At 70.2% G+C, this 11,959-nt stretch carries 11 protein-coding genes; 2 read left to right on the top strand and 9 right to left on the bottom strand.

Annotation, left to right across the window (positions count from 1 at the left end):
• Nucleotides 1-55 precede the first annotated feature (55 nt).
• The 6 genes from ACLF6J_RS12065 to ACLF6J_RS12040 are packed head-to-tail and all read right to left on the bottom strand — an operon-like array spanning nucleotide 56 to nucleotide 5,543.
• Nucleotides 56-1,213: a mannitol-1-phosphate 5-dehydrogenase gene (locus tag ACLF6J_RS12065; RefSeq protein ID WP_134351754.1), complete on the bottom strand. Its 1,158-nt coding sequence runs from the start codon at nucleotides 1,211-1,213 to the stop codon at nucleotides 56-58.
• Nucleotides 1,210-1,644: a PTS sugar transporter subunit IIA gene (locus ACLF6J_RS12060; protein WP_047523583.1), complete on the bottom strand. Its 435-nt coding sequence runs from the start codon at nucleotides 1,642-1,644 to the stop codon at nucleotides 1,210-1,212. Before ACLF6J_RS12060 ends, ACLF6J_RS12065 begins: the two co-directional genes overlap by 4 nt.
• Complete coding sequence (locus ACLF6J_RS12055; RefSeq protein ID WP_134351752.1) at nucleotides 1,641-3,269, bottom strand: PTS mannitol transporter subunit IICB; 1,629 nt, start codon at nucleotides 3,267-3,269, stop codon at nucleotides 1,641-1,643. The genes ACLF6J_RS12060 and ACLF6J_RS12055 overlap by 4 nt, the downstream gene beginning before the upstream one ends.
• A complete protein-coding gene (gene ptsP, locus ACLF6J_RS12050) occupies nucleotides 3,266-4,951 on the bottom strand; it encodes a phosphoenolpyruvate--protein phosphotransferase (RefSeq protein ID WP_134351750.1) in 1,686 nt (561 codons plus the stop codon). Before ptsP ends, ACLF6J_RS12055 begins: the two co-directional genes overlap by 4 nt.
• On the bottom strand, nucleotides 4,948-5,229 hold the full coding sequence (locus ACLF6J_RS12045; RefSeq protein ID WP_047523581.1) for an HPr family phosphocarrier protein: 282 nt from the start codon (nucleotides 5,227-5,229) through the stop codon (nucleotides 4,948-4,950). Before ACLF6J_RS12045 ends, ptsP begins: the two co-directional genes overlap by 4 nt.
• Nucleotides 5,226-5,543 carry a PTS sugar transporter subunit IIB gene (locus ACLF6J_RS12040; protein WP_047523580.1) on the bottom strand — a complete coding sequence of 106 codons (318 nt, stop codon included), beginning with the start codon at nucleotides 5,541-5,543 and terminating at the stop codon, nucleotides 5,226-5,228. The genes ACLF6J_RS12045 and ACLF6J_RS12040 overlap by 4 nt, the downstream gene beginning before the upstream one ends.
• Nucleotides 5,544-5,708: 165 nt before the next feature.
• Between ACLF6J_RS12040 and ACLF6J_RS12035 the strand changes: the two genes are divergently transcribed.
• The gene (locus ACLF6J_RS12035) at nucleotides 5,709-7,631 is read left to right on the top strand and encodes a BglG family transcription antiterminator (RefSeq protein WP_134351748.1); all 1,923 of its coding nucleotides are present in this window, start codon (nucleotides 5,709-5,711) and stop codon (nucleotides 7,629-7,631) included.
• A gap of 7 nt (nucleotides 7,632-7,638) precedes the next feature.
• Here the strand turns inward: ACLF6J_RS12035 and ACLF6J_RS12030 are convergent, their stop codons facing one another.
• From ACLF6J_RS12030 to ACLF6J_RS12020, 3 genes are read right to left on the bottom strand one after another with little or no spacing between them, the layout of a single operon-like run.
• Nucleotides 7,639-7,902, bottom strand: a complete 264-nt coding sequence (locus ACLF6J_RS12030) for an HPr family phosphocarrier protein (RefSeq protein ID WP_047523578.1) — start codon at nucleotides 7,900-7,902, stop codon at nucleotides 7,639-7,641.
• Between the two features lies 1 nt (nucleotide 7,903).
• Complete coding sequence (locus tag ACLF6J_RS12025) at nucleotides 7,904-9,574, bottom strand: phospho-sugar mutase (RefSeq protein WP_134351746.1); 1,671 nt, start codon at nucleotides 9,572-9,574, stop codon at nucleotides 7,904-7,906.
• Nucleotides 9,571-10,404: a purine-nucleoside phosphorylase gene (locus ACLF6J_RS12020; RefSeq protein ID WP_131492674.1), complete on the bottom strand. Its 834-nt coding sequence runs from the start codon at nucleotides 10,402-10,404 to the stop codon at nucleotides 9,571-9,573. Before ACLF6J_RS12020 ends, ACLF6J_RS12025 begins: the two co-directional genes overlap by 4 nt.
• 48 nt (nucleotides 10,405-10,452) lie before the next feature.
• Between ACLF6J_RS12020 and ACLF6J_RS12015 the strand changes: the two genes are divergently transcribed.
• Complete coding sequence (locus tag ACLF6J_RS12015) at nucleotides 10,453-11,901, top strand: NAD(P)H-quinone dehydrogenase (protein ID WP_047523575.1); 1,449 nt, start codon at nucleotides 10,453-10,455, stop codon at nucleotides 11,899-11,901.
• The last annotated feature ends 58 nt before the right edge of the window (nucleotides 11,902-11,959 follow it).

Raw genomic sequence — 11,959 nt, 5'->3', positions numbered from 1 at the left:
AAACGCCCCCGTCCACCGATCGTATCCGGTGGGCGGGGGCGTCGAGATCCGTGGATCAGTCGGGCCGGAGGTGCTGCTGCCGGTCCACCACGGCGTCGCGCACGCGAGGGAACAGCGGGTGCTCGGGATCGAGTCCCGTCGTGCGTGTCGTGAACGCGGTGGCGTCCTCGGTGCGCAGCAGCGCCTGCAGTTCGACCGACTGCTCATCGGCGGGGTCATCGAACTCGAGCGCGGCGGCGACGGCGGCGACGAGCGCATCCGTCGGCAGGTCGCGTTCCGCAGCCATCGCGGCGGGTCCGATGAAGCGCTCGTGTCGCGAGATCTTGCGCAACGGCTGACGGCCGACGCGCTGCACGGTGTCGACGAGCGCGGGATTGCGGAAGCGGTCCAGGATGGTGGCCCGATAGGCGGCCAGGTCAGCGGGGTCGAGCCCGTGTTCGGCCACCAGGACGGCCGAGGTCTCCTCCAGCGCGGCTGAGACGCTCGAGGCGATCGCGGGGTCGGCCAGGGCATCCGAGATGCGCTCGATACCCGCGCGTGCGCCGAAGTATGCGGTGGCGGCATGCCCCGTGTTCACGGTGAAGAGCTTGCGCTCGATGTACGGCGCCAGGTCGTCGACGAAGTGGGCACCGGGGATGTTCGGCAGCGCGCCGCCGAACGGGCCGGCCTCGATGGCCCACTCGTAGTACGGCTCCACCGTGACGTCGACGCCGCCGTCCGCCGGCTGCGCCGGGACGATGCGGTCGACCGCGGTGTTCGCGAAGACGGCGCGCGCGAGCAGCAGGTCGGCATCCGCCCCGGCCGCGGCCACGACCTCGCGGCGCAGCAGGTCGGTGGCCCCGATCGCGTTCTCGCAGGCCATGACCTGCAGCGGCGCGGCATCGGGGGAGCGGAGAGCCAACCCCGCCACGATCGTCGGTGCCACGAACCGCAGCACGGTCGGCCCCACTGCGGTCGTGACGACATCGGCCGAGGCGACCTCCTCCGCCACGGCGGCCGGATCGGTGCGGCTGTTGACGGCGCGGAAGCCGGTGACGACGTGATCGGTCCCTCCGGGGCCGGCCTCGTGCACGGTGTACTCGGCGGCCGCATTGATCGCGTCGACCAGGGCATCGGCGACGTCGGAGAACACGACCTCGTAGCCTCCCTGGCGCAGCAGCAGACCGACGAAACCGCGACCGATGTTGCCGGCCCCGAAGTGGACCGCCTTCATCCCTCGTTCACCTCCGAGAGGAGGGCGTAGAGCGCCTCCGGTGTCTGAGCGGCGGAGAGCCGAGCCACGTCATCCTCCTCGGAGAACAGGATCGCGATGCGCGAGAGGATCTCCAGATGCTCGTCGCCGACGCCGGCGATGCCGATCACGAATGTCGTGGGATCGCCTGACCAGTCGACCCCGCCGTCGTAGCGGACGACCGACAGCGCGGAGGCGAGGATCGCGTCCTTCGCGTCGTTGGTGCCGTGCGGGATCGCCAGTCCGTTGCCCATGAAGGTCGAGACCGTCTCCTCGCGCTGTCGCATCGCGTCGACGTAGGCCGGGGTGACGGCTCCGGCGGCCACGAGGATGTCCGTCGCCTCCTGCAGGGCCTCGTCCCTGGTCGCGCTTCCGGGATGGATGCGCACCTGTTCGGGGGTGAGAACGCTCATTCTGCTTCCTTTCGCTGCTCGCGCACCATGTCCACGACCTCGTCGTACTTGGGCGAGTTCATGAAGTTGTCGACCGACACGTGGACCGAGTCCGGCGACTTGGCCGTGGCGCGCTCGGTGAGCTGCTGCTGGGTGATCACCACGTCGGCCGTGCCGTCGAGGTTGGCGATCGCCTGGTTGGTGACCGTGATGTCCTCGATGCCCGCCTTCTTGAGCTTGTTCCGCAGGACGCTCGCGCCCATGGCGGAGGAGCCCATACCGGCGTCGCAGGCGAAGACGATGCGCTCGATCGGAGTGGTCGCGACCGCGGTGGTGCTCGGGGCGGCCGCGGAGGCCGTGGTCGCCGTCGACGTGCGCAGCGCGTCCATCGCGGCGGACGACTTGCCCTTGTTCGCCTCGGTCTGCGCGATCGCGGCACCGAAGGAATCGCCCTCGGCTTCGAGGTCGCGCTTGCGCGAGGCCCGCAGGATGACGCCGGTGATGAGGAACGTCACCGTCGCGGCGATGATGACCGACAGGTACACGACGAGGAGATTGCCGACACCGGGTCCGATGGCCGCGGCGGTCACCGCGATGATGCTGCCGGGGGCCGCGGGGAAGGCCAGGCCGCCGCCGAGGACCATGTTCGTGGTGACACCGGCTGCGCCACCCGCGATGAGTGCGAGGATCGTGGTCGGCTTGCTCAGCGCGTACGGGAAGTAGATCTCGTGGATACCGCCGAAGAACTGGATGATCGCCGCTCCGGGGGCCGAGGCCTTCGCAGCGCCCACGCCGAAGAAGGTGAATGCCAGCAGCAGGCCGAGCCCGGGCCCGGGGTTCGCCTCGATGAGGAAGAGGATCGATTTGCCGGTCTCCGCGGCCTGCTCGATGCCCAGCGGGGTGAACACACCGTGGTTGATGGCGTTGTTCAGGAACAGGACCTTCGCCGGCTCGACGATGATCGACACCAGCGGCAGCAGGTTGAGCGTGACGAGCCAGTCGACGGCTGCCCCCAGTACGGCACTGATGCCGAGCATGACGGGCCCGAAGGCGAAGAACCCGACGATCGCGAGGATCATGCCCAGGATGCCCGCCGAGAAGTTGTTGACCAGCATCTCGAAGCCGGGGCGGATCTTGCCGTCCCACAGGCGGTCCACCTGCTTCATGATCCAGGCGGCGATCGGCCCCATGATCATGGCGCCGAGGAACATCGGGATGTTCGTGCCGACGATGACGCCGACGGTCGCGATCGTGGCCACGACACCGCCGCGCTCGCCGTAGACCATGCGGCCGGCCGTGTTCGCGATCAGCAGCGGGAGCAGGTAGGTGACCATCGGGCCGACGAGGCCGACGTAGGCCAGGACGTTTCCGTCGGCACTCTCGGTGACGGCCGTCATCGCGCCCTGCCAGCCGAGGACGGCGGAGTCGCCGCCACCGCCGATGATCTCGGCGACGCCGGCCCAGTGCCAGCCGAAGGGACTCTCGGCCCCGAAGAAGCCCTTCGGGATGAAGAGCATCGTGATGAAGCCCCAGGCGATGAAGGCCGCGATGTTGGGCATGATCATGCCCGAGAGGAACGTGCCGAAGCGTTGCACTCCTACGCGGACGCCGCCGGTTCTCGTGGCGGCAGGTGACGTCGTCGTCATGATGTCGTCTCTTTCTTGTGGAGGGTGATTTCCGCGGCGAGCGTCGCCACGGCGGTTCGGGCGGAGGAGGCATCGTCAGCGGCCAGGGCGGCTTCGGCGAGGCTCCGCGCCTCGGACGGGGTGTGTTCGGAGAGCGCGTGTCGCACGTCGGCCAGCGCGGACGGGGCCATCGAGAGGCTCGTGGCGCCGAGCCCGACGAGCACGACCGCCAGCAGGGGGTCCGCCGCCGCTTCGCCGCAGATGCCGACGGGCTTCGCGAGACGCGCTCCCGCATCGCCGACCTCGCGCACGAGGCGCAGGACGGCAGGATGCCAGGGGTCTTGGAAGCCGGCGACGGAGCCGAGCATGCGGTCCGCCGCCATCGTGTACTGGGTCAGATCGTTGGTGCCGATCGAGGCGAAATCGGCGTGCGCGAGCACGCGGTCGGCGAGCAGAGCACTCGCCGGGATCTCGACCATGACGCCGGCCGTCGTGAGCCCGTACTCGCGGGCGAGGTCCGTGAAGTACCTGGTCTCCTCGACGGTGGCGACCATGGGGGCCATCACCCAGAGGTCGGCCTCGGTCTCGGCGTCCGCCTCGGCGAGGGCCGTCAGCTGCTCGCGGAGGATGTCCTCGCTCGCTCGCAGGGCGCGAAGGCCCCGGAGCCCCAGCGCAGGATTCTCCTCGTGGGCGTCGTTGAGGAAGGCGAGGGGCTTGTCCGCGCCGGCGTCCAGCATCCGCACCACGACCTTCTTGCCGGGGAACGCGGCCAGCAGCTCGCGGTAGGACTCGCGCTGCTGGGCGACCGTCGGCGCCTGAGCCGAGGAGAGGAACAGGAACTCGGTGCGGAAGAGCCCGACGCCCTCGGCCCCCCGAGCGACCGCATCCGCGGCGTCTGCGGGCTTCCCCAGATTCGCGAGCAGCGCGACAGGCGTGCCGTCGGCGAGGGCGCCGGGAGTCAGCGGAGCGGCGTCGGCTGCACGACGGGCGGCCGCGCGCTCCGTGGCGCGGCTCTTCTGCTCGTCGGTGGGCTCGCGGGTCACGACGCCCGCGGCCGCATCCACGATCACCGTCTCACCCGTCATCAGCTGCGCGCCGTCCGCGACGCCCACGATCGCGACGATGCCCTTCTCCCGGGCGAGGATCGCGGTGTGCGAGGTGGGCCCGCCGTCGGTCGTGATCAGTGCGAGCACCTGATCCAGGTCGAGCAGGGCGGTGTCGGCCGGGGCGAGATCGCGTGCGACCAGGACGAACGGGTGCCCGGGGTTCGGAACACCGGGCGCCTCGACGCCGCGGAGGTGCGCGAGCACACGCTGAGCGATGTCATCGAGATCGGCGGCGCGCTCGCCGAGGTAGCCCCCGACGGCCTCGAGCGTCGCGCGGAAGCCGGCGAAGGCGTCGTGCACGGCCCACTCGGCGGTCGCGCCGGCATCGATGCGGGTGTCGACCTCGTCCTGGAGTGTCGGATCTTCGGCGATCATCGCCTGGGCCTCGAGCACCTCCTGAGCGGAGCCTCCTGCGGTCCGGCCGCGCTCGTTCAACTCCCGGGCGACGGTCGCGACGGCCTCGTGCACACGGGTGCGCTCGGCGTCTGCTCCGGCGGTGCTCGGCGTGTTCTCCGGAGCGGGCATCGCTTCGGACATGCGGATGACCGGTCCCTGTGCCACCCCGAGACCGATCCCCACACCCCGCAGCTCGCTCATCCGGCTGCCTCCTGATCATGGTCTGTGGTGAGGAGCTCGGTGAGGGTGTCGAGCACGCCCTCGGCACCGTCGCCCTCGGCGGTGAGCGTCACGTAGTCGCCGTACTCGACCGCCAGGGCGATGACACCGAGGATGCTCGCCGCATTGACAGGCTTGCCCGAATCCTTGGCGATCGTGACGGCGACGCCGGAGTCCTTCGCCGCCTGCGCGAAGAGTTTTGCCGGGCGGGCGTGCAATCCGTGGGAGGAGCCGATCCGGACGGTGCGGGTGGCGGTCATGATGTTCCTTTCGGGGTGTCGCCGGCGGCGGCGAGGATCGATCGGGCGTAGACGAGGGTGCGGGAGCCGTCCCGGTCCGTGAAGACGTCCCCGGGAAGCACCGCGACGGGCGCGTGCGCACGGGCGCGGATGGCTTCCAGCCGGTCGCCCAGGTGAGGGCCGACGAGGACGAGGTCGACATCGGAGTCCGACACGGAGCTCTCCATCCCCGCCGTCGCCTCCCAGCCGAGGCCAGCCGTCGCCGCCGCACTCCGGAGCCGCTGTGCGACGAACGTGCTCGACGCGCCGGCGCCGCACACCACGAGGATCCTCATCGATTCCCACCTTCCTGAGAACAGTCTGTGAACCGGAAGGATCCTGCGCCAACACGTTCCTTTCCGCCCCCGCGGAACAGCGCCTTCCGCCCGAGCGCGTCGGCAAGCTGACATCATGGAGACCACGTCGAGACAGTGCGGTCAGCACGCGGGAAGGGAAGGCTCATGTCGCGCCAGCGTCAGGACCAGCTCCTCGCCGTGCTGCTGCGACAAGAGGGCTGGGCGACGGCGGGCAGCCTCGCCGATCTGCTCGGAGTCACCCCGCGCAGCATCCGCTCCTACGTCGCCGCTCTGAACGCGCGGTCGCCCGGTGCCGATGTGATCGAGTCCTCTCCGGCGGGCTACCGCGCGGGACCCGGGGCTCGTGGAGCGCTCCGGAGGCGACAGGCCGGGGAATCCGCACCCCGTGACCGTCTGCACACGCTCGTGCGGCGGCTTCTGGATGTGCCGGCGGGGATCGACGTGTTCGACACCGCAGACGAACTCCACGTCAGCGAGGCCACCCTCGAAGCGGACCTGGTCCGCGTGCGGGGTCTGCTCGACGGCACCGAGCTCGTGCTCGAGCGCGACCGGGAGAACGTGCGACTCCGCGGCGACGAGGCGGCGCAACGACGTCTTCTCAGCCGACTCGCCCACGACGAGATGGACGACGCCTCCTTCCACCCCGAGACCTTCCGTCGTGCCCTCTCGGGGTCCGCGGTCGCCGCCAGCGCTGTGGGTCCCTTCAAGTCCGCGCTGGTCCGGGAGCTGGGCGAGCTCGGCTACTACGTGAACGAGCTCGCGATCGCCGACGTCCTCCTCCACATCGCCATCGCGGCGGAGCGTGTCGCCGCCGGACACGCGCTCGACTCCTCACCGGCCGGTGCGCGGGAGGAGATCCCCCGGGTGGGTGCGGTCATCGCCCGGCTGGCGTCCGAGCACTTCTCGGTCGTGCTCGGTGAGGGCGACAGCGGTCACCTCGCCTCCCTCGTCCTGACCCGCATCGTCGCGCCGGGGGAGGCCGCGACCCGCGAGGTGGCACGCAGCGGGGTGGACCCCGCGGTCGAGGCCGCCGTCCGTGCGGAGATCAGCAGAGCCGCCGAGGACTTCCAGGTGGACCTCGTCGACGAGACGTTCGTGCTCCGGCTCGCGCTGCACGTGCAGAACCTGTTGCGACGAGCGGAGGAGAGCGCGTTGACGCGCAACCCGCTCACCCGCTCGCTCAAGACCACCTATCCGATGATCTTCGAAGTGGCGGTGTCGATCGCGAGCGGCCTTCACGACCGCGTCGGGACGCCCATCCACGACGACGAGATCGCGTACATCGCGATGCACGTGGGCGGGAGGCTGGAGCGCAGCCGCAAGGCCGAGTCGATCCTCACGGCCACGATCGTCTGCCCCGGGTATCACGAGCTGCACGAGCTGCTCCGCTCGAGTGTCGACCGCTCGCTGGGGTCGGCGATCGAGGTCACCACCGTCGTGACCAACGTCGACCCCGATTGGGCGTCCTTCGACACCGACCTTGTGCTCAGCACGATCGAGCCGGGTCAGGCGGGCGACCGTTTCGTCCGGATCCAGCCGTTCCTGACCGATGCCGACGTCGACCGGATCCAACAGGCCGCCGCCCGGGTGCGCCGCGGACGACGGCTCACCCGCCTCCGCGGCGAGCTCGCCCGCTACTTCCTGGCGGACGCGTACGTGTTCCCGCTGCCGGACGAGGGGGAAGAGGCGATCATCCGCCGCCTCGGGGGGTTGCTGGTGCAGGCAGGGCTCATCGGTGAGGACTACATCGAGAACACGATCGTGCGCGAGCGGATGTCATCGACCGCGTTCACCGATGCGCTCGCCGTCCCGCATGCGCTGCAGATGACCGCGACCCGCACGGCCATCGCGATCGGGGTGGCGGACGGCTCGGCCGCCTGGGGCGACGGCCGGGTGCAGGTCGTCGCGCTCGCCGCGTTCAGCGAGAGCGACCGTGCGGCGTTCCAGACGGTGTTCGAGCAGCTGGTCGAGGTGTTCAGCGAACGCGAGAGCGTGCAGCGGATCGTCCGTCGGGGGTCGACCTTCGAGGCGTTCCTCGATGAGCTCGTCGCCGTGATCGACGGCTGACCCGCCGTCACCCCCGCGGGGCGAGCACCTCGGCGAGCTGATCGAGGACGGCCTCCGCGGTGTCGGAGGCCGTCGTCTCGAGCACCACGGCATCCCCGGACGAGATGCCGAGGTCCATGACGGCCAGTACGCTGCTCAGATCGACGGTGGTGCCGTCCTCCGTCCGCAGGGTCACGGGGGTGCCGTGCGACTGCGCGAGGCGCACCAGCTCCGCCACCGGACGGGCGTGCACGCCGTTGTGGGCGCTGACGATGACGCGTCGGACCGGCATGTCAGGTGCGCTCGTCGAGCAGGGTCCGCACTCCGGCCTCGAGCTCCACGACGGCCGCAGCGGCGGCCTCGGAGGAGTCGGCCCGGGCGTCGATGTAGACCTTGAGCTTGGGTTCGGTGCCGCTCGGGCGCACGATCACGCGCGAGCCGTCGCCGAGGCGGTACCGCAGCACATCCCCGGAGGGTGCGCCCGGCGCGGCGTGCATCAGGTCCTCGGCCGAGGTGATCGAACGTCCGGCGATCTGCGTCGGCGGCAGCGTGCGCAGGGCGAGCATGACGTTGCCGATGACCGCGAGGTCCTCGACGCGCACCGACACCTGTCCGCTGGCGAAGTGCCCGTAGGTCTCGCCCAACTCGGCGAGCAGGTCGACCAGCGTCGCGCCGCGGTCACGGGCCTCGGCGGCGAGCCCGAGGATCGCGACGGCCGCCGACACTCCGTCCTTGTCGCGAACCGTCTCCGGGTTCACGAGGTAGCCCAGGGCCTCCTCGAAGCCGAAGACGATCCCCGGGGCGCGCGAGATCCACTTGAAGCCGGTGAGCGTCTCGTGGAAGTCGAGTCCGTGGTGGGCGGCGACGGCGCCGAGACCGGGGGAGGAGACGAGGGAGCATGCGAGGGAGGCGCCCGGTGTGCCGGCGGCCGCGCGGGCGGCACGTGCCCCGAGCAGCAGCCCGACCTCGTTGCCGGTGAGTCGACGCCAGCCGTCCGCTGCCGTCTCGTCCGGAACTGCGACGGCCAGGCGATCGGCATCGGGGTCGTTGACCAGGATGAAGTCCGCCTTCACCCGCCGAGCCCGCGCGAAGGCGAGATCCATCGCTCCCGGCTCCTCCGGGTTCGGGAAGGAGACCGTGCGGAAGGTGGCGTCGGGCGTGAGCTGCTCATCCACGACGAAAGGCTGCGGGTAGCCCGCCTCGCGCACGATGCGCGACACCGTCTCCCACCCCACTCCGTGCATCGCGGTGTAGACCCATCGCATCCCGGTGGCACCGGCGGGTGCGGGGGCCACGGCGGCGGTGGCCGCGACATACGCGTCGACGACGTCCTCGCCGGCGGTCTCGTAGTCCGTCGAGCGCGGCAGCGCGGCGATCGAGCCGGCATCGGCCGTGCGCTGGATGTGCGCGGCGATCTCGGCATCCGCCGGGGCGACGATCTGCGAACCCTGGTCGGCGCCGCCGAGATAGACCTTGTAGCCGTTGTCGTTCGGCGGGTTGTGGCTCGCGGTCACCATCACACCGGCGTCGGCGCCGAAGTGCCGCACGGCGAAGGCGAGCACGGGCGTCGGCAGCAGGCGCGGCAGGAGGATCGCTCGCAGACCCGCGCCGGCGAACAGCTCCGCCGAGTCGGTCGCGAACACGCGCGAGTTGCGTCGTCCGTCGTAGCCGATCACGACGGTCGGGGTGGTTCCGTGCGTCTTCTCCCGCAGATACGCGGCGAAGCCCGCCGCGGCCTGGGCCACGAGCACCCGGTTCATCCGGTTGCTTCCGGCGCCGAGCTCGCCGCGGAGCCCCGCGGTGCCGAACTCCAGGCGTCCGCGGAACCGGTCGTCGAGCTCCGCGGCCGCTGCCGCCTCACCGGCGGACGCCCGCGTGATCAGGCCCGCGAGCTCGTCGCGTGTCTGGTGATCCGGGTCCTGACGCAGCCAGGCGCGCGCCTGCGCGAGTCTCTCCTCGTTCACAGGGCCTCGACCACCCTCGCCAGGAGAGCGGAGATCACCGGCTCCGCCTCACGACCGGCTTCGATCACCTCGGCGTGGCTCAGCGGGGTCTGCTGGATGCCTGCGGCCAGATTCGTGATGAGCGAGAACCCGAGGATCTCCATGCCGGCCTCGCGGGCGGCGATCGCTTCGAGCGCGGTCGACATGCCGACGATGTGTCCGCCGATGTGCTTCGCCATCTGCACCTCCGCCGGGGTCTCATAATGCGGACCGCGGAACTGCGTGTACACGCCCTCATCGAGCATCGGATCGATCGTGCGCGCGAGGTCGCGCAGTCGCTTCGAATACAGGTCGGTGAGGTCGATGAACGTGGCGCCCTCGAGCGGCGAATCGGCGGTGAGGTTGATGTGATCGCTGATGAGCACCGGCTGACCGGGTCGCCAGGTCTCACGGATGCCACCGGCGCCGTTGGTGAGCACCATGATCTTGGCGCCCGTGGCCGCGGCGGTGCGGACACTGTGCACGACGCGCCGGACGCCGTGGTCTTCGTAGTAGTGCGTGCGCGCGCCGATCACCAGGACGTTCTTGCCGCCGGGCGTGCGGATGCTGCGCAGCGTGCCGACGTGGCCCTCCAGTGCGGGCTTGGAGAAGCCGGTGACCTCGGTGGCGGGGATCGTGGCGACCGTCTCGCCGATGATGTCGGCGGCCTTGCCCCAGCCGCTGCCGAGGGTGAGGGCGATGTCATGGTTCTCGACACCGGACAGTCGCGCGATGTCGGCGGCGGCCTGCGCGGCGACCTCGAAGGGGTTCGCGGTCGGGTCGTCGAGGGGGTTGCTGTGCGTTTCGGGCATGGATCCACTCTAGGAAGGTGCAGGCTCGGGGGCCAGGATTGGGGAAGAATGGATTCCATGTCTTCCACCACTTTCGAGCGCACTCAGCGCGTCGCCGTCCTCGGCGGCGGTCCCGGCGGTTACGAGGCGGCCCTCGCGGCCGCTCAGCTCGGGGCCGAGGTCACCCTGGTCGAGCGGGTGGGGGTCGGCGGATCGGCCGTCCTCACCGACGTGGTCCCCTCCAAGAGCCTGATCGCGACCGCGGATGCCGCCGTCGCCATCTCCGAGGCGAGTGACCTCGGAGTCAACTTCTACGCCAAGGGCGAGAACGGCAAGCCCCTCAAGCCCGAGATCGCGATCAATCTCGCGGCCGTCAACAAGCGCCTCCTGGCCCTCGCCGGTCAGCAGTCGGAGGACATGCGTGCCACGCTCCTCGAGGCCGGGGTGCGCATCCTCTCCGGGCACGGACGACTCGAGGGGCCGACGGCGATCGTCGTGTCGACCGGTCAGGGCGGCACCGACTTCGACCGGGTCGAGGCCGACACGATCGTCGTGGCCGTGGGGGCATCGCCGCGTGAGCTCGACTCCGCCAAGCCCGACGGCAAGCGCATCCTCACATGGACCCAGCTCTACGACATGAAGGCGCTGCCCGAGCACCTCATCGTGGTCGGGTCGGGGGTGACCGGAGCGGAGTTCGCCTCGGCCTACATGAACCTCGGTGCGAAGGTCACGCTCATCTCCAGCCGCGAGCAGGTGCTCCCGGGGGAGGACCAGGACGCCGCGCGCGTGCTGGAGAAGGTGTTCAAGCGCGGCGGGATGCAGGTGCTCTCGAAGTCCCGCGCCGACCGGGTCGAGGTCACCGACGACGGGGTGACCGTGACGCTGTCCGACGGCCGCACGGTCGACGGGAGCCACTGCTTGATGGCCGTCGGCTCCATCCCCAACACCGCGGGCATCGGTCTGGAGGAGGCGGGCGTCGAGCTCGATGATTCAGGTCATGTGCGCGTGAACCGCGTCGCCCGCACCTCGGTGCCCAACATCTACGCGGTCGGCGACTGCACGAACTTCTTCCCGCTGGCCTCCGTCGCCTCCATGCAGGGACGCACGGCGGTGTTCCACGCACTCGGCGACATCGTGATCCCGCTCGAACTGATCAAGATCACCTCGAACATCTTCACGGCACCCGAGATCGCGACCGTGGGTTTCTCGCAGAAGGACGCCGAGGACGGGGTGACCGACGGTCTCGTCTACAAGCTTCCCCTCGCCGCCAACCCCCGCGCCAAGATGATGGGCATCAAGGACGGCTTCGTCAAGATCATCGCCCGCAAGGGGTCCGGCACGGTGATCGGTGGCGTGATCGTGGCCCCGAAGGCGTCGGAACTGATCTACCCGATCGCCGTGGCCGTCGAACGTCGTCTCACGGTGGACCAGGTCTCGCGGGTGTTCGCCGCGTACCCCTCGCTGTCGAGCAGTATCACCGATGCGAGCAGGGCGATGCACCTCGTCAACATCTCCTGAGCTCTACGGCTGAGCTCTGCGGCTGAGTTCTGCGGCGCGACGGATCGCCGAGACCCCC

Source organism: Microbacterium sp. IO18 (assembly GCF_049099505.1).
In the GTDB taxonomy this organism is placed as follows: domain Bacteria; phylum Actinomycetota; class Actinomycetes; order Actinomycetales; family Microbacteriaceae; genus Microbacterium; species Microbacterium aurugineum.
Note: the sequence above shows the minus strand (reverse complement) of the source record. Positions and strands in the feature narration are given on the sequence as shown.